The organism is Clostridium sp. FP2, from assembly GCF_011065955.2.
Classification (GTDB): Bacteria; Bacillota; Clostridia; order Clostridiales; family Clostridiaceae; genus Clostridium_AD; species Clostridium_AD tagluense.
The window spans coordinates 3,732,233-3,755,664 of the sequence record NZ_JAAMNI020000001.1; the positions used below are offsets into that span (position 1 = coordinate 3,732,233).

Genomic DNA, 23,432 nt, shown 5'->3' on the forward strand with positions numbered 1-23,432 from the left:
TCCAATACTTCTATATATAGTCCTCACTATTTTATATTTGCCAGTAAATCCATCTTAACTTCCTTTTCCTTAGAGTTAATAACCTTAACCCCTTGGAACTTTTCATAGTTAACCTTAACCCCATCATCTAAATCAATAGATATTTTCTCATTTGCTAAATGGGCTACTACTTGATCATACTCTCTACACTCTTCTATCTGCTTTGATATTCTATCTATCTTCTTTTTAGCAACAGTTCTATCTTTTATAGTGTATTCTTCTGAGTCTACTATTAATTGTTGCCTTTGCATCTCTGCTTCATACTTTCTTTGTAATGTATGAAGATAATCCGTTCTAACCTTTGCAACAGTTTGTTCGTTATATCTATGCATATAAACTAAAGCCTTAAATCCATCATTCTTACCTGACTCAAACATCCAGTAAATAGGTCTCTTTTTATAAACCTTTAAGTGATCCTTGTAGAAACCTTTAATAAAGTATATTCTAATTGCCTGTCTTGCAGTTTCAGAAGGCTTTCTACCAATAGAATCAGCAATAAAATCTAAGTTTTCCTCTAAAGTTTCATCACTATAAACAGTTCTAACAAAATCAATAAATCTTGAAACTATATCATCTTCAAAATATTCATCCTCTGTAATAAGAATAACATTGTCACCATCAGGTAATAAAGTAGCCTCAACCCATGAATCTGATATTATATTGCCTTCTTCATCCGTCTCTATCTTTCTAACCTTTTTATCTTCTAAATTCCACTTATCCTTAAAGTCTCCGCCAGCATAAATAAGACCTTCTGCATCAATAGAATATCTACCTAACATACAACCAACAGCATATGAAATAAATGACTTAATATCTCTTTCTCTATCTGCTTTTCTAATAGTAATGTCTTTGTCCTCAACATCTGGAGTTAATTCATCTTGTAAGCCATAAATATCAATGAATAGTCTATTTAACTCTTCTTCGTTATTCTTCAACTGTTCAAAAGTCTCTTCACATTCTGTTTCCCATATTCTAAATATAGCACTTAATCTATATTGTTCTCCTTTATCTAATAACTTTAAGCAAGGATGAGTTTTAAAATCCCATGAGGTTTGAAATGAATCCCAATCATCTCTTGATTTTTTAATACACCATCTTACAATATCTAATATTTTAATACTATTTTTTCTAATATCATCAATTAATACTGGTATCCTTGAAATATCAGCATTGGTATAACTTAATGTAGGATTTAATATATTAAGAATTATTTTTGATAATTTTGTTGTTAATAAACCTAATATTAATAATAAATCATCATAATTTTCAATAAATGCTGATCTGCTAGTATCATCAAAAATAAACCCTTCTTCTTTATACCTTACTGAAAAGTTTCCCGTACTAATTTTATTCCACGTAATTCCTTTTTTAAAATAATAGATTGTATTTTGTGGTCTTGATTTTAATTTCCCTGAATCACTTTTAAAATTTCTTATCTTCTTACCATCATCTTGCCATTCAACTACCATTTCATGATTCCCATACCATTTTCTATGCTCTCCACCACTATTACAAGGGAACCACTTATCTTGTACATTTAAAGTTTCATTGCAATCTTTATAATTGAATCCTATTAAATTATAATCTATTTCAAACCAATATTTTTGAAAGATAGTATTATCTCCCGTAGCCAATCCTGCCTTAGGCTCACAAATTGACTTTAAATATTTTCCTTTTTTAAAAACACTTATAAATTTTTCAGAACACCAATATGCTATTGGATTCATTTCAATCCCCTTGAAACTTGAAGTGGATGCTTTAAATAAATTATTATCATTAAAAAATTGCCTTTCTTTTTCAAAACTATCATTTATCGAGGATAGTTTTATAAAATTTCCTATATACTCATTAGTTCTACCATCTTTACCAAGTACAAATGCTACTGTTTGAACAACTTCTCCTCCAATTTCACTAAACGCCCTCGCACCAAGATGAACTAATGATGATATTAGTTTCGTTTCTACTATATCCACTCTTAAATCCTCAAATGTTGACGTAAACATCCAAGACTGTTGAGTTATTAAAGAAGTATATTTTTTTGTAAAACTCATCGCCTTCTTTATAAATACTGAATACAAATCAACTTTACAACTACTATAATATTTATTAATATACTTACTTAACCTAATATTCATATTCTTATTCGCCATATACGGAGGATTAGTGATACAAACCTCATACTTCTTACTCATTATCCTCCCTTGCTTAACAAGAATAGGTATTTTTTCTAACACAATATTTCTGTTCTTATTTGTGAAAATATCTATTTGTAATGGGAATTCTATAGGAAATCCAATACTATCCTCACTATTAGTTTGCTCAAATGCTTTTATTTCCGATAATCTTTTTTCAATAGCACCAAAATCAATTTCCTTAACTTCCAGTATTGAACCATATTCTTTAGCATCACTAAACACCTCAACTAAATATTCAAGATATTTTCTCAAATCTTCATTTTCACCTATGAAGTATTCCACAGCCTCTTTAGATAGTCCATTACTTTCTTGTATCGAGCATAAATTTAACTCTAAACTTTCTCTTTCCATCTCTCTAAACAATCTTCTATTATAATGTCTAGCCTTCATTATTAAAGCAAATGATGCTAGTTGTGCTGCTCTATCATCTATGTCTAACCCATATAGATTATTTTGTAGTATCATTCTTGGTATTTCTCTTTCAGAATACCCTGCATTTTTGTATATTTCATATAGCACATCAAATGCATAAACTAAGATATGTCCTGAACCCATACATGGATCTAGTACCTTTATATCCTCTGGTTTTAGTTTACTGTGCTCTTCTCTTATTTTCTTTAATTCTTCTTCTACCTCTTGCTCTTGTTTTGCTTCTTCTAGGTAATATTTCCACTCTTTTTGAAGTTCCTCATTTGGGTGTCCTTCTAGCCATAATCTACCTAATGAGTTTTCTACCATATACTTAACTATCCACTTTGGAGTGAATAATTGCGTTGCTGCTGGTATATTTTCTTTTGTTATCTTTATGTTTTTCTTTAAGTCTGCAAATACTTCATCCTTCTTTTCTGATATGTAGTATTGATACATCCAACCTATTATTTCTACTTCTTCTTTCCAGTCTGTTTCTTCTATATCTTCTACCATTTTTCTTATCACAGAACCTTCTTCTAAAAGGTTATCAGGTAGAAGTAACTCGGTATAGTCAGTTATTTCTTCAAACATTTGATGTATTATTCTTCCTAATTCATTACATTGCTTCACTAATATTTTTCCATATGCCTTTTCCCTATCTTCTGTTTTTCCAGAATCTAAAAGTTCATAAATCTCTTCTGGATTTAGAAATTGTTTATCCGTAACTTTATTAAATTTATTTAGTTCATCTAATACCTCTGAAACTCTAGTTAAAACATCCGGTTCTGTTTTTCCTTCTACCTCTGATGAAAGAACTCTTATACCACTTGGAAGATAGTCATTTACCTCCATATATCTAAGTCCCATAAATCTATTGAACCAAGTATAGGCTACTTCTTCAACTACTTGCTCAAAACCTTTTTTCTTATCCTCATAAGATTTTATTCTATTAACTAAAACTTCTCTATCTTTATAAGATAATTTAAAAACTCCATCCATACCTTTTAGTTTGAAACCACCTTGAACCAATTCTGCTTTAGTTTCATTGAAATCACCATTACTATCTATATATAACCCTATATACCTTGCTCTATCTGCAACTGAACTTATTAATTTTCTTCTAGCCCATATAGCAAAGGATTTTATCTTATTCTTATCCATTTAAATTCCTCCATATGTACAAACTAGGGGAGAATTATCTCCCCTCAAGTTTTATACTAAACTTATTATTGTATCCGTGTCTAATTCTTGTCTTAATTTTGATCGAAGTGCTTCTACAACTTCATCTATATCATCATTGTTTTTTATTGTCTTTTGCCCTTTAACTAACTCTCTCATGCTTAAAGTTTTAGTTCTTATGACTACCGCTGGTATAATATCTACTATATGAGGTGACGTAATCGTTTTTGTTTCGAACTTTCCGTTTCCTTCTGCTACTCTATTTGCCTCTTGTATTTCTTTAGCCTTTATTCTTTTTTGTTCTTCATCCTCTGTTACTATTTCCTTAATCCACCTTAATTTAACCTTCTCCGCAAGGTCTGACATGGATGAAAGTACAGCAAAACTACTTGCACTGTCGAGTCTTGCATAAAGACTATTGAATTCATCCATTACCCTACTCTCGAACTTACATTTAAAATCATATCCATCTAATGTTTCAAAAACCTCTTTCCTGCACATTTCTATGAAGCCTTTTACTGGAACACTTTCTTCTTCTAATAATGCTACTATGTTATTGTTATACTTTTCTATTAAAAGAGGTATTGTAGGTATCTTAGAATATGGTTTACCCATTCTTAATATTTCTTTTATTTCTCCTGTAACTACTTTTATATCATCATTCACTATATACTCTTTGTTATCCTCATAATTCTTTAACTTATCTATTGCATTATCAAATATGATTCTTTGCTCTCCCTTTGATGAAAACTCTATTATTCCATTTTCTTTTTTATAAAAGAATCCTTTTATCTCATCAATATTATCTGCATACTCTAAAAAGTCACCTTCTAAGTCATAGACTTTTTTAAAAAAGTCTATTGTGTCTGTAACCTCTATTACGTCAGCAAATAATTTCTTACCATCTTTTAAAGTTTTTTCTCCTGGATAAGCTGTTCTAAGTGCAAAGTTAACAAGCATTTCATTAATTCTTGAAAGTTCCTTCCTGCATTCATCTTTAAATATACTCATTATCCCATCTTCATCGCTTGGCAGAGATGAGAATCCAAATAAGTCTTTATTTAAGTCTCGAACCACATCTATATATTTTTGATTTACTTTTTCCCTAGTCTTTACTATAACTCTTTCAAGATAATCTCGCTTAGTTATATAATTTACTATTTCTCTATTATTAGGGTTTAATACATCTCCATTTAATATAACCTTAATATCTTGTTTTTTGAATAAATTTACTATGATAGCCTGTATATCAATGTCCTTCCATCCATAAGGAGAATTTGAGAACTTAGTTAATATACTCTTAACTGTTACTTGAAGATTTCTTGCGCAGCTAGTTTGTATATGAGTATTAACTTCATCTGCTGCCAGTCTATTTGGATTATTATCTATTAATGACATTTGATTTAATTTAGAATCTATAATATCATAAAGATCTTTGGAATTTTCTTTGAATTCCTTTATATAGTTTATCTTATTGTATTTAGAATCTATTAAGGCTCTTAACCCTTCATTTATTCTGTCTATTCCACCTTTTTCTTTTATATCTAAAAGACTACCATTTACATATACCTGCGCAGTTCTTAACGCTTCTTCTATTAAAAATTTCACTCTCTTTGCCCTATCTTCTCTTTCGCGGCTTTTCTTTGTTTTAATATCTTCTATGGCCGTACTAGATTTTGATCCACCCTTAACTCTTAGGTAAGCATCAATCTTTAATACATTTTCTATTTCATCTAGATAATTAACAGCCTTTGCAATGTTTATAATTACATTATTTTCCCTAGTGGATATCAGTTTTAATTCGCTTTCACTTGTTCCACCTACTAAATCAAAGTTTGCAGTTATAATCTTAACTCCTATTTCATTTGTTTGTGGTCCTCTACCTCTATCATCTACAATTTTATTAAAGGTAAATTGATACTTTCGTGAGTATGAGAATTTAGAATCTCCATATATATCATCAAAGATTATTTCAGCGGCCTTTTGAATAACCTCTCCATTGTCAACTGCCATATTTTTAATTTCTTTATTTACATCCTGCTCATCATTAGTTAGGAATATATATTCATCACCATTCTTTTGAACTAGTGTTTCTCTTATTAGTTTATTTAAAGATTCTTGAACCTTTTTCTTTGTCTCTAACTTATCTGCATCTATTTCACTTATTAATAATGTAGATAGATTTTCTATATTAGCTTTAACTTCTTTTACATACTTAATCAAGAATAATAGCTTTAAAACTTCAACATCATATTCATTTAAATTATTGTTTTTTTCCGCATGAATAATAACTGATCTTATTGATGAATCTAAAAAGGTTTCTATAGTTCTATAGAATGCTGAAAATGGTATAAGTACATTAGTATCCTCATCCATGTAATCTATAGCAACTTGTTGGTATGCCCCAAGTAAACTTCTTTCTCCCTTAGATAAACTCTTACCTGATGCTCCATGTTCACGAACTCCATTAAAGGCTGATTGAAGTAAGTTAAACTGGTAAGGTATAAATGGATAAACCTCTGCAAATTCATCTCCATTTTTATATAGTTTCATTTCAGCAGTATCCGATGTAAATGTTAAAAGGTTCTTTATTATAGATTCCTTTTGCTCGTATAATGCTTTTAAATGACTTGCTGCATTATCTTTTTTTCTAAGTATACGTTTCTTAATTACTTCATCAACATTTCCAGATGATAGCGATAACCTTGTATTGAACCTACCTTGAATCTTTGAGAAGTCATTTCCCTTAACCTTTGTAAATTCATCTAAGCCTTCTTGTGATGTAACTACAATCCAGCATTTGCCACTACACTTAGTTCCTAACTCTTCTACTACTGTTTGGAGATTTAGCATAAGCCCAGTATTGTCTCCTATGTACTGCCCTATTTCATCCACTAAAAAAACAACATGGTGGTTCTTTCCTTTAGACTCACTATATTCTTTAACCTTCGACGCAAAGTTGTCTATACTTAATGAATAGTTTTCTTCGCACTTATTGTACCAATTTCTTGCTGCTTCCTCACTCATTTTAGTTGTTTTTGAAAGAGCCGCAACTATTGCATCTTCTTCATAGTAAAAATCCGCCCTAGACTTCTCCCATGTGTTCCCTGATGACTCTTTAAATACATTTTTAAAATTATCATATACACCATCTTTAACCATTTGTCTTTCTACGTCTGCTATCCATGGCATAGAACCACAAAACCCTTGCATTTCATTAAATACCTTATTAAAAACTTTAACTATAGCATCTTTATTAGATTTGGAATCAGAATCAGATTTTGAATCTATGTTGAAAAGAATAACGTCACAAGGTATATCTCCCGCTTGCTTCATGTTGGCTAAAATGAAACTATCTAATTTTTTATCATCGAAATAATTAATAGCGTTTTTACCTTCTATTTGTCTATTTTCTAAAAGATAAGAAAGTATCTTTAAAAAGTGAGACTTACCACTACCAAAAAAACCAGAAATCCATACTCCATTTTTATCTGTAGTTCCTGATATACCTGTTTTATAGGCTTCAAAAAATCTATCAATATATTTATTTAACTCCGATGTTACAACATACTCATCCAATTCTTGTTTTATATTTTCATCATCTGCCTGTCCAACTTTTATAACCCCTTTTATATCCCTATTTATTCTTTTGTAAAACATGTCTTTTAGCATAAAGTTCATTTAGCCTTCCCCCTGTAATTTCAATATTTATCTACTAATGAAAATGCTCTATAGTAATTATCATCTTTTAAACTGTTAAACAACATAAGTGATCCCCCATCATATGTTCCCGGAAAGAACATTACAAGTGGTTGATTTTCTACAATCCTATGTAGATTATTTAGAATAGTATGTGACCTTATTATGGGCCATGCCTTTCCTACTCCAGTTAAAAAAACTATATCGACGCCTTCAAGCCTTTCTCCTATATATTTAACGAACACATCATCATCTTCTGTTATTCTAAGTGTTGCTTTAGTAGCCTTAAAAAGTACATGTTCACTACCTTTTTTCTCTTCCATTTCAAAATTTCTTTTAAGATATCCTTTTGAATCTAACATTTCTATAATTATTTCATAAAGATCAAATTGGGCTATATTTAGTCCATATGCGCCCTTAGCCTTTTCCTTTATAAATTGGACCCTATCCCTTACTAAAAGTTCGTACTCTGGATCATAATCAAAAACATAAAATCCAATTTCATTACCTAAGCCTTTATTTTGCCTAAATGCTGTCCCAGTTATCTTCGGTAATATTTCATCAATTCTCTGATATATATCTTTCATGTTTTTCCCTCCTGTATTCCTCAAAAGCACGTAACAATTATTAATTGTTACGCCTCCTGCATTCCTAAAGAGCACAAAATAATTATTATGCCTCGTCTACTCACTATCTCCTAATATTGCATTTATATATATTTTATCTCCTATTTTATATAGGTAGTCTTTTACTTCACTTTCTAATATAGGAGTCTTTATTGCTCTATCTCCCTTTTGATTTTCAATAAGTCCACATTCAAAAAGAATTCTTATGTAAACCTGTTTTAACTTTTTAAAGGTATATTCTGACCAAGAGGCTACTTTATCACTTTGCTCTCTTTTACTTTGAAAAAATGCATTAAAATCTTTATCTCTTAAAAACAAATCTCTTAATAATAATTTTTCCTTATAATTTTCATTCATAAATTCAAAAAATAACCTATCTGTTTTTATAATAGCATATAAAACAAGCACTTTCGAAGTTTCTACATTACCTTCTGATATCTTATCTATTACAAATTCATCTAACTCTTTAAGTCTTGCAGCAATAATTGATGCAACTTCCTTCTTTCTGGCTTCACTTTCAAGTTGAAAAATATTATCTTCTATTGATTTATTTTTTATCTCATCTATTGTAACCCCTTGTTTTATAAGTATTGCAGCCTTTTTAGTTTCTTTATATAAATATGGTCTAGACTTAATAGTAGATTTATATTCCATAATTTTTTTACCTCCGTGGTCCAGTTTTACAATAATAATTGTACCATAATAAAAATTAAAGTTACATGTTATTAATTGTCTAAATAAAAATATTTTTGCATAAAAAACAGAAGTATAGGGATACTACACTTCTGTTTTTGGGATTATTTAAAAGTGGATTTTCTAGAATAATAAATTTAGGCATCAAAAAAACACTATATATTTTTATTATTCTTTTCTTTTAAAGAATCAACTTCACTTTCAATATATTTTCTAAATCTTTCATTACTCATTTTGTTATGTCTTCCATCATACGTGCTGGAAACCCCATTATAAATTGATGCTTTAGCAAATATTACAAATGAACCATTAAAATATCTCGTTACGACAGTAGCATTATTAGGAATTTCTTTCTTACTTCCTTTTTCATCATAGTAAAATCCCATGTCCCAAAATTTTCTATCAATATAATTTGCTTCTCCCAAATCAAGCACTTCTTTTCTATTTTCAAATTTAGTTTCATAAACACTGCTTTGCTCGAGTTCATAAGTTTCTAATCTAAAATATGCCCATTCATAAGAATCTCCCACATGATGAAATAGTAATTTAGCCGACTTAACTATGTCATAAGTAGATCCGAAATAAAGTTTTATACATCCTGCCTCTTCTGAATAATCAGCCCCTGTTAAATCTAATCCCCCACCAGTTGGTAAAAAAGATTAAAATAAAATCCAGTAGAAAAGCACTTGCTACTTACTACTGGATTTAGTTTATCAAAGTAGTTCCTAAAAATAAATACGGAGAATTTTTGACGCTTACAATTATACGATGTAATCACATAAAGATATTAACTCATTATTAGCTTAAATTCACAGTATAAATGTCTTTTTTCCCTACAACAATAATTAGTACTTTCTTTAATTCCTCTTTCTGCATTTCATCCTGAACCATTTTACTTTGTCCATACATTTCAAGTTGTTTTAACCCTTGCTCTTTTACTTTTTCTAAAGTATTCCGGTCACTTTCTTTTATATATTTTAATTCTATAATCCATTGAAATTTAGTTATATCTTTAAACTGAATTTTTCTTTTAAGCATTAAATCAACATAGCCTTTACTATTTTCATCTTCGCTTTTTATAAAATAAGTATTATCTACACCAAGTAAAGTAAGAAACATCATTTTTACATTTTTCTCATCCATTTGTATAAGGTCTCTATTAGATAAATCATCTAATATACCTTTTATAATCTCTATCAACAGTTGAATATTACCATACATTCTCATTTCATTTACCGCGATTCTAATTTTTTGAGTTTCAATATTATAATTTTCACTTATCTTTTGAAAATATTGTTCCCAGTAAATCGTTCTTATAACATAATTAGGTATCTTTAGTACAGTTCCAAGAGGACCTGATTCTTTTATAGTAAGCATTCCAAGATAAAATAGTAAAGATTTAAAATTCTCTTTTTCACTGTACATAGTCTGAATATTAAATCTATCTACAAGAACTGTTGATGTTTCACCAGTAGACATTATTTCATCCAAAGCTTCCCTATCATTAAAATTATAAGCAAGCTGATTTACTTTACCATAGTCTGTTTTTACATTATTATCTATCATTTCTTTTGGGTACTCATTATATGCTAGATATCTGTTAAGAAAATACATAGTCATATCCGGATTAAAAACTGATTTGCATTTTTCATTAAATTTATATCCGTTATAATACTCAGTCATATCTTTGCAAATCTTTTTTCTAAGCTCATAATCAGTAAGCCCAACTTCATCCATAATAGAAGAAAGTTCATCTCTTGTAAACCCAAGCATAGCATTAAGGTTTCTATCTAACGTATAGTTCATAGTTATGTTAAACCCACTGGTTAAATCATCTAACATTATAGGACTTACTCCAGTCATAAATATCCTTGTAAAGTTATCTGCAGTTGCATCTTTTAAAGCCTTGTAAAAAACTTTAACAAAACCTTCACCAGGTCGGACAATGCTTTTGTAAGTATTTTGTTTACCTCCAGTGATTAATTCATTTGCAAAGTTATCATATTCATCTATGAGAACAAACACATGCTTATTTATTTTACTGGCCAGAAGTGATATATATTGTACTGCTATTTCCGCACTCTTTATATCTTTTGAAACAACTTTTTCTTCTAATAAATTGGAATAATAATTTACAAACTTTTCTATACTTAAAATAATCTTCTCGTTAAAACTCCTTCTTAACTCTTCTTCCCCGTGTCCTGCATCTACTCCTGCAAAGCTTATTTTCCAAACAAGAAAGTTGTTTCTCTCTTCTGTAGGATTTTTGCCTATATATAAATCTCCAAATAACTTTTCAAATTTATCACTTTTATTTATATCGTAATAATTTTCAAGCATTGATATAAATAAACTTTTTCCAAACCTTCTAGGTCTTATAAAAAATTGATAGGGTGAATATGTATCTAGTATATCTATATAAGATGTTTTATCTACATAAAGGTAATTTTTTTCTCTTAAAACTTCAAAATTAGAAATCCCATAAGGTATTCTCTTCATATAAGCTCACTCCTTCATCTATTTAATTTTACCATTTCCATGTGAAATAATATACCCTGTAAGAAAAGTTTAATTCATCTGAAAATATTTCAATAGTCATTCTTTCATACACTTTCCTTTATAAATTTTGTTAATGGTAGATAATATTATACAAATACAGTTTTAGCTAAAGCACAGTTGTAGTTAATATATAGTCAGAGAGACAATTGCTTTGATGAACAATCACTTATGCATTTAAATTCAACTCACAGAATATATATTTCTTCTATAAGTTTTCTAAGGTTTTCGGGAAATAAAAACAAAAAAATAAGAATACCAGTTTAATACAACTTCCTTCTTATTTTTGGTGTAGGATTAACACACTCTATGAAACTAATAAAAAAAGAGGGGAAATGGATAATTTATTCTGATTGGTATTTAGATTGCTTTGAGGATGCATTAAATTCATATTTACGAGAAATGAAAGACTTCATACCTAATGCTGTTAAAAAACATATTTATAATCTGGTAAGTTGTCCTAAAATGCCATTTGAAGTCAATGTAGTTACTAAAGGTCGTTATGGCAGAATAACTGCTGATAAATACTGTGGAATACAATGGGCAAGTTGAAGCTCAACAAAATATAATAAAAGATATACAAATTATTCTGGCATTGGTGCAAATTGTACCAATTACGTATTTCAATCCATTGGAGATAAAGAGGGGAGCGGTCTTCGATTTGATGGTACTTAACACTCTACATACATAAAATTTAATGGATCTGACGGAAAATCAGCATGGTTAATGCAGGTGCTTTTAAAAATTATTTGATTTATAGTGGCAGAATAAAAGTACTAGGAAAATGGGCATTAAAGGGCCATATAATCATTGGTGTAAGAGTCCCCCAAATTGTTGACTTAATTATAAGTAATAAATGGATTTACAACATAATAATTTTCATTATTTTGGTTATACTACATATAAAGTAAAAACTTTTTCTAATAAGGAGGAATTTAAATTGAAAGTAAAAAAAATATTATTAACATTAGCTCTATCAACTACATTATTTGTGGGGTGTGCTAGACCTCTTGTAAAAACACCACAGGTAACAAAGCCAGCACCGATAACATCACCGCAAACAATAACACCACCAGCAACAACCCCATCAGTAACAACCCCAAATGTAGTAACCACAGCAGTGCCAAAACTAACTATTAATAGTCCAAACGGGACTATAGAACATGGAACTTTCAAAGGTGACCTTTATGTTTATGGAAATAATCTACAATTAAAAGATACTACAATTGAAGGAAATGTATATTTTACAACGAATGAAGCTAAATCTACATTCAAAATGGATTCTAAAAGTAAAGTGACTGGAAAGCAGGAATTAGCAACAACACCAAATGTAGTAAATACAACTTCAACAGTAAGTACTACAGCTGATTTTGAAAAAGCTATAAGTAGAAAAGGTACACAGATTATTGCTATAAAAAAGAATCTAACTTTTAATAAAGAACTTATAGTTGATGGTGAGTTTAATAATGAGAAAGCTCTTATGGAACGCAAGATATATCTATACAGTCAAGGCAAAGATAACAACATAACTACTAGATTCACTTTAACTGTGCCAAAATTAACTATTAAAAGTACTCAAACTATCATAGAACATGGAACTTTTATAGGTGACCTTTATGTAACATCAAATAACTTTCGGTTAATAGATACTACAATTAAAGGAAATGTATATTTTACTACGGATGAAGCTAAATCTACATTCATAATGGATTCTAAAAGTAAAGTGACTGGAAAACAAGAATTAAAAAAATAATATAATATCAACTATAATATTTGATATTAAAAATCAGTTAACCAATTAAATGTTTAACTGATTTTTTATGTCAGGTTATACTCCTATAAACTTCTTAATTTCATTTTCATTTGCACCTACATTAAAATCATTTATAATAACCATTCCTTCACTTTAACGAAGCTTACTTCAGATTTATAACCACGTTTTTTATAATTTTAACTTATAAAGAAAATGTAATGGGTATTGTAATATAAAACTCTACTCGGCCAATTAAAGACCTTAATACATCTATAAAAATTGTTAATCAGGAAAAGAAAGTAATTTATTTAACTTTTGATGATGGTCCTAGCATAATCACAGATAATATAATGAAATAAATAGATTAAATGGAAATTCGCCTAATATAATTAGATTTCCTGGAGGAAGTAGCAACCGACTGACAGAAGCTTATTTAAATAAATTGCATAGTTATAATTTTAAAATATATGATTGGAATATGGTAACTTCAGATGGCTTACATGCAAATGCATCTCCAAATCAATTATAGAGATGCTACAAAAGTAAGTGAAGAACTCTCTTCCATTATATTGCTTTTACATTGCAATTATATCCACAAAAATTCCTGTAAAGCATTGCCTAAAATAATCAAATATTATAAAAAAAAAGATATGAATTCAAAAGCATTTCTGAAAACACACCAAATCTTTATTTCCCAATAAAAAAATAAATTTTAAAGCCCCAATGTTTTTCATTTTCATGGTGCTAGGAGATGACTGAAAGTCAGAAACTTGCTAAAGAAAACTTCGGAGATTCTAATATAAACTAAAAATTATTAGTCCCTTGTCAATCGTTCTCGCGCCTGTTTTTTTGCTTTAAACCACAATCTAATCAATATAAGTATACCAAGAATACCAATGATGCACTGTCCGATAAAAATAGCAATTGGGGAAGATGTAAACATTCCAATTACAGAGGGTATTCCATTCCAAAGTCCATGCAGCACAACCACGGTAACATATGCTCCAATAACCCTTATATTTAATGTAAATTTTCTCGGAGCACTTTCTCTTAAAAGTACAGCTGCTAAAATAGCTGTCCAAGTACCATGCCCTAGTGGAGATAATATTCCTCTGAGCAGTGTTATATAAACAGTAGCTGATAAACTTCCACCACTCTTTATAAACGTAGCAAAAGCATAGCCCGAGCTCTCTAATGCTGCAAATCCCATTCCAGCGGCTGCTCCAATAATTAGCCCATCTAGCTGAAGGTCATGGTTTCTATTTCTGAAAATAACTAATACTCCAACGATTTTTGCAAATTCTTCAATTATACCTACAAACATAGCTGTTGAAAAGTTAAGGTTTTGGATAAAAATTGGTTCAAGCATTGCTGCTGCAAAAACTCCTAAAAACCCACCATAAAAGAAACCTGCAAGAGTCATAGGCATACTTACATTGCTTAATGTTCTTTTTTGATATAAAAAGGCCACGTAGATAACTGGTATAAGGAAGTTGCCTAGCATAACTATTGATGGAAATAGATTTTGGTTTCGTGTTAATACCAGGACTCCTAAACCTACTATGTATAATATTAACCCTATTATTAATAATCTCCACCATTTATACCGTTTTTTAGTTGTTACTTTTTCCATATTTTTCATAATCCTTTCTGCGAACCTCCCATCACTGAAGTTACGGTCTTATATTATTACTAATTGAGTTTAGAGGTCTTCAAATAAATTTGGTCTAATATATATTGTTCTCAAATTCCTTAAAATTATAGGTTCGATTTATATTATGCATTGTTTTAGCATTCTAAATAGCATTGGGAGTAGTGTATTATTTTTATTATTTTTTACAATTTTAATTTAATTCTTAAAAATTTTACTAAATCCGTTTATAATTAATTAGAACACATGTTCATTTCATGACAATTATTATATAGTTTGGGGCAGATGCAGCGGATAGGTTGAATGATGTTATTTATAAATAACAAAAGACTGCACTATTTTAAGTACAGTCTTAATTGCTCAATATAAGAAAGTTTGAGAACCTAGTAACTTTCAGAATAAATATCTACATTATTTGATGGATGCCTCATAAATTGTACAAATTGAATTGGATAACATCAAATTGAATTCTTTGTCTGTTTGCTGGGCGGTCAATCCTTGCGATAATGCGCGTGAAAAGCTAGCTATCAGTTCGTGATTATGCGCAAGTTTTTCATTTGCTTCGCTTTGAGTATATCCTCCTGATAAAGCCACAATCCGTAAAACATGCGGATTATCCATTAAATCGTGATAGAAGTTATCTACTGTTGGTATTGAAAGTTTAAGCATGACTTTGACGTCCTTGTCAAGGGCAGCTAATTGATTGGAAATTTCAGATTTTAATAGTTTTTCTGATTTTTCCTTATCCTTGCTGTGGATATCAACCTCAGGTTCGATAATTGGAATAAGCCCCGCCTGAGCTATTTTCTTGCCAATATCGAACTGTTGCTCAACTAATTTTCGAATTCCTTCTGAATTGGCTTCTTTAATGACTGAACGCATTTTTGTCCCGAAAATGTTTTTTTCAACTGCCCGTTTTAAGAGTTCATTCAAATTGGGAATTGGTTTCATGAGTTGAACACCGTTTTCAAGTCCATCCAGCCCTTTATCAATCTTTAAAAAAGGCACAACGTTTTTGTTCTTCCAAAGAAAATCCGCGGTAAATTGATCACCAATTTTACGATCCATAGTGTTTTCGAATAAAATGGCACCCAAAATATGATCCGAATTGAATGCAGGGTTCGTGATAATACGAGTTCTCATTTCGTGTACCAAATTGAACATTTCTTCGTCATTTGAATAACTGTCTTTCGAAATTCCATACTGTAGAAGTGCAGTGGGAGTACTGCCCCCACTCTGGTCCAATGCAGCTATAAACCCTTTTCCAGTATGGATTCGATCCATTTGTTCCTTATTCATATAATTATCCCCTTTCATTTTTATTAACTGAATAATATCTTTAATTTTATTATAGCACTTCCTACGTATGCTTTCCATTTTTATAAAACCATAAATTAATCTATTTTTTTCAAAGTTCATTTTAATTGGGAACAGGAATTTTTCTAACAGATTTTCTTCTTTGTGAGTTTGCTTTTATGAATTGTATTTGGTATCATATGGTTTGTAGCAACATTATAATAAGCTATAAAAAAAGGTGGAGTAACAATGGATAATCAAGAGCAAAAACATCAGCGACGTGTTCGATATAAAGGCACTAACCCTAAATCTTATAAAGAAAAATATAAGGAACTGCAACCAGAGAAATATGCTGATACCATAGCAAAAGTTATTCAAAAGGGTAGTACTCCTGCTGGTATGCATCGTTCAATTTGTGTTAAAGAAATATTAGAATTCTTACAAATTACTCCTGGGCAAACAGGACTAGATGTAACACTAGGTTATGGTGGTCATACTTTAGAGATGCTTAAATGCTTAAATTCAAAGGGGCACTTGTATGCAATGGACGTAGATTCTATTGAGTTACCCCGCACCCAAGAGCGCTTAGAGAGCTTAGGTTATGGCTCCGAAATTTTAACAATCAAACAAATGAACTTTTCCCATATAGATCAAATTGCTTTAGAATCAGGGCCATTGAATTTTGTATTGGCAGATTTGGGTGTCTCTTCAATGCAAATAGACAATCCTGAAAGAGGATTTTCATTTAAGAGTGAAGGGCCACTCGACTTACGTCTAAATCCTAAAAAAGGTATATCTGCTGCAGCTCGTTTAAAAACTGTTTCGCTAGATGAATTAGAAGGAATGCTTATAGAAAACGCCGACGAGCCTAATGCTGCGGCAATCGCTAGAGCTATTATTTCCCAAATTAAAAAAGGAATAGATATATCAACAACAACGCAGCTTCAACAAATTATCAAAGATGCTCTGAAATTTATTCCAGGAAATGATACGAAGGATGCGATTAAAAAAACCTGTCAACGATGCTTTCAAGCATTGCGAATTGATGTCAATAATGAATTTGAAGTGTTATATGATTTTTTGGAAAAGCTTCCTACTACCCTTGCTGAGGGCGGGCGCGTTGCTATACTCTCATTTCATTCAGGAGAAGATCGTCTCGTTAAAAAATCTTTTCAACGCTTTTTTCGTGAAGGCATCTATCGTGAAATAGCTCCCGATGCTATTCGACCATCATCACAAGAATGTAATACCAATGGTCGTGCTCGCTGTGCTAAATTACGTTGGGCTATAAAAGCATAATTTTTAATTTTCGGCACTTTATTTGCCTAAAAATACAGCAATTTAGTCTTTTTAATAATTCTAAATGACTTTATCAAAATAGCCTATTATAATCAATCTTCTTGATTATAATAGGCTATTACTAAAAAAAATAGACTTCTCTTACCTCAAAATTATTCACTTTCATTATAATACAACAAATGATACTTTAATATTTAAGTAAAACATTTTATTGGTTATCTCCCTATATATAAACATTATCAGTTGATTTTTTCGAGGAAAGTACTTACTGCATCACAAATATCTGTAACATTAGTTTGATAAATGAAATGGGAGCAATCAATAATTCTTGATTCAGCTTTTGCTCCCAGTCTATTTAAGTGATTTATTTGATATTCTGCTCCTGCTTTTTTCTCCGTTTGTGAGGATATAAGTTTCAATACCGGTATTTCTTGAGGGAAACCTATTGCATTTACCTCCTTGATATTTTCAAGCATGCGATACGACTGATTGATTATAGTATCGTTGAGAACATAATAAGCAAACAATTTATAGTCACTGATTTCTTTTTCAGTGTATCCATTTTCGGATTTTTGAGAAGGATGCATCAATCCATTAATGCGTGTTAATCCACAAGCTTGCTGCAACTTGGCTATTCCGAATAAGAATTTGGGCGGATTTCCAGTTCCTGTTTTTGCAGTTGATGTTGTGTCCAGCATAATAATCGCAGACACCTCATCAGGATATTTTGCGGCATAATATTCACTGTAAATGCCAGACGCGGAGTGAGGCATTAAGACATAAGGCGCCTTAAAGCCAGCCAAAGACAATGCAGTTCTGATTTCTTCCGTATAGTTTTCATTTGTTCGTGGTGTATCTGTCTGGTCGCTGAAACCAATACCGAAATATTCAATGCAGACAACAGTATATTCTTTAGAAAGCTCTCTCATCAGTGGCCCAAAGTCCGCACTTGGTAAAGACACCCCAAAACCGGGTAACAACACAAAGGTTTTCTCGCCATCACCCATAGAATACACATGCATCTTTTGCTCCTTTATTTCTACCATCTGTCCATAAGGTGATACAGCTTCAAGCTCATTTGAAAAAAATATTTTGTTGATTGCAAATCCGATTATATTAAGACAAACAATGACTCCTAAGATAATTGCAAAAACAGTCATTACCTTTTAACCTCTTTTCTATTTGATTTTATACATTTTTCTCACTCACTCTCTGTAGGTGCAGATATCACAGAAATATCTCTGGCTTTTCTTCCGTTTGCAACTTCAAAGTTGTATTTTATAATAAGCCCTCGTAGCTCCAATAAAAATTGGTCGAACTCATTATCATCCATCATAAGTACTGAATTGTTCAAAAAAATTTTATCTTTAGCGGGGTCCGGATTTTCTCCGCTGAAGTAGTTGTGAAACCTTGCATATCTGTTCATCAAAAAACCCAATGCATTCTGAGAAGCATTTTTAAGGGTGTTATTCTTTAATATTTCCCCTATATTCAAGGCAAGGGTTCTTTCAAGGCTCCCTCGAATCTTTTTTTCGGATACAACAGACAAAATGTTATTGTCCAATAAAATATTGATATGACGGTACATAGTGGTCCTCGGAACATCACTGATTTTTTCACAAAGCTCTGTGGCAGTAATGCTTCGTCTTGTGGAAAGCTCTTGTATGATTCTCATTCGGGCAGGATTTAACATAACCTCATTTATCTCTTTCATACTACTACACCTCCATCGGTTCCATTTATAATTATAATACCAAAAATGGAATCAATCAAGCAAAACATTAAACAATGTTTGAATGTTTGCATGCACTCATAAACACAAAAAAAACTAGTACAGGAGTAAATTCCCATACTAATTTCTAGTTAGACATACACTTCTAAAGTTATTTACACAAATCTATCATTATCTATTTTTTTATTATTACGTCATACAAAATACCAGTTCTGCCTACAGCTACAACATCTAAAGTTAGTAATGAATGACAGTACCCTTCTTTACATTCCGGTATGTTTAAGTATTCATGTTTCAGTTCTTCTAAATATCCACACTTGTATTTTTCGTCACTTACTAATTCTTGCAACTCATTTATTATGTTATTCTCAAATTCATCTCTGGTATACTCATTGTATGTACCCATGATTTGAGATTCCCCATATACCGCCTTTATCCATACCCTAAATACCATCTCTGTACTACATGTATATTTCTTTTTTAAACTATATTTAACTGACATTTAATTTTACACCTCATTTAACCTTTCTTTTATTATTTATGACATCTTAGCTACTAGCATAATTATGCCCATTTTCATGTCAAAAAAAATAAATTTTAGGAGCATATATAGTGAACCCCTTAGTAAGAATTTTACATCATTTATTCGTGATTTACAATTAATATTAAACTTTACTTATAACTTTTAAATAAAAGCATTAAAAACCACATAATCGTTATCCTTTCATATAAAATAATTATTTCATATAAGTAATATGCCATAATTTTCAATTAATTACTTATTCGCTTGAAATTTATCTATATTCCTCGGAATCCACTTTTGTATTTATAAAAGAAAAAAGAGCTATCTCGCTCTAGAAATTAATTTCTATTTTGAGACATCCCCCTTTTCATACTTGAATTTATTTGTTTTTTAATTTTATGTTAATGGCTTAAATCCTTTTAACCTTAAAGCATTTGTTAATACAGAACCCGAACTAAAACTCATTGCTAGTGCTGCAATAATAGGATTTAGAAGCGGGCCTCCAAATAGGTGCAGTATTCCCATTGCAACTGGTATTCCCAGTATATTGTAACCAAAAGCCCAAAACAGGTTTTGTTTTATATTTGTTATTGTTTTCTTACTTAACTGTAACGCAGTAGGTACATCCATTAAATCACTTCTCATAAGTACTATGTCTGCGGATTCCATTGCTACATCTGTACCTGAACCTATAGCTATACCAATATCAGCTTGGGCAAGTGCAGGTGCATCATTAATTCCATCCCCAACCATAGCAACTTTTTCACCTTCTGCTTGAAGCTTTTTAACGACCTTTGCTTTATCCTCAGGCAGAACTTCAGCGTATATTCTATCTATACCAACTTGCGCTGCAATAGCTGCTGCAGTTCTTTTATTATCACCAGTTATCATGGCAACTTCTATTCCCATAGAATGAAGTCTTTCTATGGCTTTTTTACTATTTTCCTTAACGGTATCTGCAACTGCAATGATTCCACTTATCTTGTTATCTATAGCGATATACATTGGAGTTTTGCCTTCTCGTGCAAGTTTGTTTGAAATATCCTCTAACTTCTCTAAGGAAATTTTACTTTCTACCATGAGTTTCATATTTCCAAGTAGAACTTTATTACCTTCTATACTAACTTCTATTCCATAACCAGGTATAGCTTCAAATTTATCTACCTTTTTAAGTTCTAAAGATCTTTCCTGTGCACCTTTAACTATAGCCTCACCTAATGGATGTTCAGATCCTTTTTCAGCAGAGGCTGCTATTTGAAGTAAGTATGTCTGGGAAGTACCCTCTACAGTAACAATATCTGTTACCTTTGGTTTTCCCTCCGTAAGTGTTCCAGTCTTATCAAATACTATAGTTTGGATTTTATGTGCAGTCTCCAATGCTACACCGCTTTTTATAAGTACACCATATTCTGCACCTTTTCCTGTTCCAACCATTATCGCTGTAGGAGTTGCAAGGCCAAGAGCACACGGGCAAGCTATTACAAGGACTGATATGAATATAGTTAATGAAAACACTATGGTCTCGCCAGATATAAGCCAAGCTAATGAAGAAATTAATGCTAGCCCTATAACCACTGGAACAAAATAACTTGATATAATATCTGCCATCTTAGCTATAGGAGCTTTTGAGCCCTGGGCATTTTCAACCAAAGTTATAATTTGTGCCAGTGCCGTATCTTTACCCACTCTAGTTGCTTTATATTTAATTGATCCATTCTTATTTATACTTGCACCAATTATCTTATGTCCAATAGCTTTCTCTACTGGCATACTTTCACCAGTTAGCATTGACTCATCTACGAGTGTTGTTCCTTCCACAACCTCACCATCTACAGGCATTTTTTCACCAGGCCTTACAACTACTATGTCACCCACTTCAACTTCATCAATTGAAATTTCAATTTCCATATTATCTCTTATGATAATAGCTGTTTTAGGTGCTAGGCCCATAAGCTTTTTAATTGCTTCGGAAGTCTTTCCTTTTGTAACTGACTCTAAATACTTTCCTAAAGTAATAAGTGTCAAAATAACTCCTGCTGATTCAAAGTACATTACATAATCAACATTTCCCAGAAAGGTTATTTCATATACAGCAAATAAACTATACAAAAATGCCGCAGATGTTCCAATGGATATAAGCGAATCCATATTAGGACTTAACCGTACTAAAGATTTAAATCCAACAATAAAATACTTTTTACCAGAAGTCATAACTGGAATCACAAGTATCAATTGTATAATGGCGTAAGCTACTGGATGTAGCATAGGGTCAATAGCTAAAGGAAGCTGATAGTTTAACTTTTCTGCAATCATTGGCACCATTGCAATTAGAAGTAATGGCACTGCAAATACTGCTGATATTATAAATCTATTCCATAAGGCTTTTATTTCTTTTTCTTTTTTTTCTCGATCAATGTCCACGTTACTTTCATCTTCGCAGGCTTTGTATCCTGCTTTTTCGATTGCTTTCTTTATGTCAGAAGTTCTTACCCTGGTGGGTTCAAAGCTTATATTCAATTTTTCAGTAGCAAAATTTACATTTGTTTCAACTACTCCAGGGAGTTTTTTTATAACCCTCTCGATGGTCTTTGCACATGCAGCACAGGTCATTCCCTCTATTTTCAAGGTTTTATTACTGGTTTCAACTAAAGCTTTATAACCACCTTTTTCTACAGCATTTTGTATGTCTAATAACTTAACCTTTGTTTCATCATAAGATATATTTAATTTTTCAGTAGCAAAATTCACATTTGCTTCCACCACGCCTGGTAACTTCTTTGAAATCCTTTCAACACTTTTTGCACAAGCAGCGCAGGTCATTCCTTCTATTTTTAATGATTTTGTTTCCACCTTATATTGCCTCCTTAATACCTTGCATAGTATATTTATAACTAACTGAATTTATTTTAATTTATAACCCTTAACTAATTGATCATCTTTACTGTCCATATTATCTTTACCAGCTACTTCTAATTTAAATCCAGTACCCTGAAGTTTTGTAACATCTAAACCTGCTTTAATTAGTGGCTCTGCCTTAAATACAAATTCCATGTCCTCATCAGATGCCCCTAAGTTCTCTGTAAAGTGCACTGAATTACCCTCTCCAAGCATTAAAGCATAATGTTTTTCATCTGCCATATATTTAATTAGCTTTGGATCCTGCTCTAAGATTCTTCTAAAAGCATCCTCTGAGCCATTTGAAGTTTCTTTTTTATCACTTACGTTAAAAGGAAAAATTATTCTATTTGATAGCTGAACTCCGCCTTCTATCTCAGCAGGTTTATATACCCACTTATTTGGGTCTAGCTTTTTAACATCCAGACCAGCTTTAATTAATGGATCCGCATCTATTACCATAGCAAAGTCTATTTTATTTGCAGAGGTATCTTTAGTCCATTCGAACTTATCATTTGCAGGAAGCTTAAATCCCCAATGCTTAAAAGCACTGTGATAGCCCTTGCTCTTAGGATTTGCCTTTACAATAGCATTAAAAGCTTTAAGCGCACCATCAGAGTCTTTACTTACAGTTTGAGATTTACTACTACAGCCCACAAATGATAGAGTAAGAATAGCTGAAGTTAACAATATCATAATTTTTTTATTATTTTTCATATTTAAAACAACTCCTTCTAATATTTATAGTTATATAATATCCAATTATTATGAAGATTAAATTAAGAAACATATTATTATTTACCTATGCTCCTAAATACTCTTTTCTTATTTGCTCTAAATCTACATTTTTCAAATCATCTACAATAACCATAGACCCTACAAACT

The 23,432-nt window shown here is 31.1% G+C and carries 16 protein-coding genes and 1 pseudogene; 4 read left to right on the forward strand and 13 right to left on the reverse strand.

Annotated features, from left to right (window positions below; translation table 11 throughout):
* Positions 1-26: 26 nt before the first annotated feature.
* The 6 genes from pglX to G9F71_RS17985 all read right to left on the reverse strand — a co-directional run bounded on the left by pglX (position 27) and on the right by G9F71_RS17985 (position 11,341).
* Positions 27-3,806, reverse strand: a complete 3,780-nt coding sequence (gene pglX / locus G9F71_RS17960; RefSeq protein WP_164949145.1) for a BREX-1 system adenine-specific DNA-methyltransferase PglX — start codon at positions 3,804-3,806, stop codon at positions 27-29.
* A 51-nt stretch (positions 3,807-3,857) separates the two neighbouring features.
* The gene (gene brxC / locus G9F71_RS17965; protein WP_164949146.1) at positions 3,858-7,505 is read right to left on the reverse strand and encodes a BREX system P-loop protein BrxC; all 3,648 of its coding nucleotides are present in this window, start codon (positions 7,503-7,505) and stop codon (positions 3,858-3,860) included.
* Positions 7,506-7,525: 20 nt separating this feature from the next.
* Positions 7,526-8,110 (reverse strand): DUF1788 domain-containing protein, encoded by a 585-nt coding sequence (locus G9F71_RS17970; RefSeq protein WP_164949147.1) that lies wholly within the window; start codon positions 8,108-8,110, stop codon positions 7,526-7,528.
* Positions 8,111-8,206: 96 nt separating this feature from the next.
* Entirely contained in the window at positions 8,207-8,803 is a 597-nt protein-coding gene (locus tag G9F71_RS17975; protein ID WP_164949148.1) for a DUF1819 family protein, read from the reverse strand.
* Positions 8,804-8,997: 194 nt separating this feature from the next.
* Positions 8,998-9,372 (reverse strand): hypothetical protein, encoded by a 375-nt coding sequence (locus tag G9F71_RS17980; RefSeq protein ID WP_164949149.1) that lies wholly within the window; start codon positions 9,370-9,372, stop codon positions 8,998-9,000.
* A 268-nt stretch (positions 9,373-9,640) separates the two neighbouring features.
* The gene (locus G9F71_RS17985; protein WP_164949150.1) at positions 9,641-11,341 is read right to left on the reverse strand and encodes an ATP-binding protein; all 1,701 of its coding nucleotides are present in this window, start codon (positions 11,339-11,341) and stop codon (positions 9,641-9,643) included.
* Between the two features lie 366 nt (positions 11,342-11,707).
* Between G9F71_RS17985 and G9F71_RS17990 the strand changes: the two genes are divergently transcribed.
* The 3 genes and pseudogenes from G9F71_RS17990 to G9F71_RS18000 all read left to right on the forward strand — a co-directional run bounded on the left by G9F71_RS17990 (position 11,708) and on the right by G9F71_RS18000 (position 13,151).
* The gene (locus G9F71_RS17990) at positions 11,708-11,950 is read left to right on the forward strand and encodes a hypothetical protein (protein WP_164949151.1); all 243 of its coding nucleotides are present in this window, start codon (positions 11,708-11,710) and stop codon (positions 11,948-11,950) included.
* A gap of 21 nt (positions 11,951-11,971) precedes the next feature.
* A pseudogene (locus G9F71_RS27785) lies at positions 11,972-12,073 on the forward strand (hypothetical protein); the annotation flags it as partial.
* Positions 12,074-12,338: 265 nt separating this feature from the next.
* The gene (locus G9F71_RS18000; RefSeq protein ID WP_164949152.1) at positions 12,339-13,151 is read left to right on the forward strand and encodes a hypothetical protein; all 813 of its coding nucleotides are present in this window, start codon (positions 12,339-12,341) and stop codon (positions 13,149-13,151) included.
* Between the two features lie 814 nt (positions 13,152-13,965).
* On the opposite strand, the gene G9F71_RS18005 is transcribed toward G9F71_RS18000, so the two are convergent.
* Both G9F71_RS18005 and G9F71_RS18010 read right to left on the reverse strand, forming a co-directional pair.
* Complete coding sequence (locus tag G9F71_RS18005) at positions 13,966-14,793, reverse strand: PrsW family intramembrane metalloprotease (protein ID WP_164949153.1); 828 nt, start codon at positions 14,791-14,793, stop codon at positions 13,966-13,968.
* A gap of 420 nt (positions 14,794-15,213) precedes the next feature.
* Positions 15,214-16,101: a fructose bisphosphate aldolase gene (locus G9F71_RS18010; protein ID WP_164949251.1), complete on the reverse strand. Its 888-nt coding sequence runs from the start codon at positions 16,099-16,101 to the stop codon at positions 15,214-15,216.
* Positions 16,102-16,347: 246 nt separating this feature from the next.
* Between G9F71_RS18010 and rsmH the strand changes: the two genes are divergently transcribed.
* Positions 16,348-17,397 carry a 16S rRNA (cytosine(1402)-N(4))-methyltransferase RsmH gene (gene rsmH / locus G9F71_RS18015; protein ID WP_164949154.1) on the forward strand — a complete coding sequence of 350 codons (1,050 nt, stop codon included), beginning with the start codon at positions 16,348-16,350 and terminating at the stop codon, positions 17,395-17,397.
* A gap of 239 nt (positions 17,398-17,636) precedes the next feature.
* On the opposite strand, the gene G9F71_RS18020 is transcribed toward rsmH, so the two are convergent.
* The 5 genes from G9F71_RS18020 to G9F71_RS18040 form a co-directional block, all read right to left on the reverse strand.
* Positions 17,637-18,557 carry an alpha/beta fold hydrolase gene (locus G9F71_RS18020; RefSeq protein WP_164949155.1) on the reverse strand — a complete coding sequence of 307 codons (921 nt, stop codon included), beginning with the start codon at positions 18,555-18,557 and terminating at the stop codon, positions 17,637-17,639.
* Positions 18,558-18,598: 41 nt separating this feature from the next.
* Positions 18,599-19,111 (reverse strand): helix-turn-helix domain-containing protein, encoded by a 513-nt coding sequence (locus G9F71_RS18025; protein WP_164949156.1) that lies wholly within the window; start codon positions 19,109-19,111, stop codon positions 18,599-18,601.
* Positions 19,112-19,304: 193 nt separating this feature from the next.
* Positions 19,305-19,631, reverse strand: a complete 327-nt coding sequence (locus tag G9F71_RS18030) for a hypothetical protein (RefSeq protein ID WP_125004035.1) — start codon at positions 19,629-19,631, stop codon at positions 19,305-19,307.
* 417 nt (positions 19,632-20,048) lie between these two features.
* Positions 20,049-22,502: a heavy metal translocating P-type ATPase gene (locus tag G9F71_RS18035; RefSeq protein ID WP_164949157.1), complete on the reverse strand. Its 2,454-nt coding sequence runs from the start codon at positions 22,500-22,502 to the stop codon at positions 20,049-20,051.
* A 51-nt stretch (positions 22,503-22,553) separates the two neighbouring features.
* Positions 22,554-23,264 carry a hypothetical protein gene (locus G9F71_RS18040; protein WP_164949158.1) on the reverse strand — a complete coding sequence of 237 codons (711 nt, stop codon included), beginning with the start codon at positions 23,262-23,264 and terminating at the stop codon, positions 22,554-22,556.
* Between the last annotated feature and the right edge of the window lie 168 nt (positions 23,265-23,432).

Bases quoted from the DNA above. Each gene is read 5' to 3' on its own strand.
- pglX (WP_164949145.1), bottom strand. From the start codon at position 3,806: ATGGATAAGAATAAGATAAAATCCTTTGCTATATGGGCTAGAAGAAAA.
- G9F71_RS18040 (WP_164949158.1), bottom strand. From the start codon at position 23,264: ATGAAAAATAATAAAAAAATTATGATATTGTTAACTTCAGCTATTCTT.
- G9F71_RS18025 (WP_164949156.1), bottom strand. From the start codon at position 19,111: ATGAAAGAGATAAATGAGGTTATGTTAAATCCTGCCCGAATGAGAATC.
- rsmH (WP_164949154.1), top strand. From the start codon at position 16,348: ATGGATAATCAAGAGCAAAAACATCAGCGACGTGTTCGATATAAAGGC.
- G9F71_RS17990 (WP_164949151.1), top strand. From the start codon at position 11,708: ATGAAACTAATAAAAAAAGAGGGGAAATGGATAATTTATTCTGATTGG.
- G9F71_RS18030 (WP_125004035.1), bottom strand. From the start codon at position 19,631: ATGTCAGTTAAATATAGTTTAAAAAAGAAATATACATGTAGTACAGAG.
- brxC (WP_164949146.1), bottom strand. From the start codon at position 7,505: ATGAACTTTATGCTAAAAGACATGTTTTACAAAAGAATAAATAGGGAT.
- G9F71_RS17975 (WP_164949148.1), bottom strand. From the start codon at position 8,803: ATGGAATATAAATCTACTATTAAGTCTAGACCATATTTATATAAAGAA.
- G9F71_RS18005 (WP_164949153.1), bottom strand. From the start codon at position 14,793: ATGAAAAATATGGAAAAAGTAACAACTAAAAAACGGTATAAATGGTGG.
- G9F71_RS18010 (WP_164949251.1), bottom strand. From the start codon at position 16,101: ATGAATAAGGAACAAATGGATCGAATCCATACTGGAAAAGGGTTTATA.
- G9F71_RS17985 (WP_164949150.1), bottom strand. From the start codon at position 11,341: ATGAAGAGAATACCTTATGGGATTTCTAATTTTGAAGTTTTAAGAGAA.
- G9F71_RS17970 (WP_164949147.1), bottom strand. From the start codon at position 8,110: ATGAAAGATATATATCAGAGAATTGATGAAATATTACCGAAGATAACT.
- G9F71_RS18020 (WP_164949155.1), bottom strand. From the start codon at position 18,557: ATGACTGTTTTTGCAATTATCTTAGGAGTCATTGTTTGTCTTAATATA.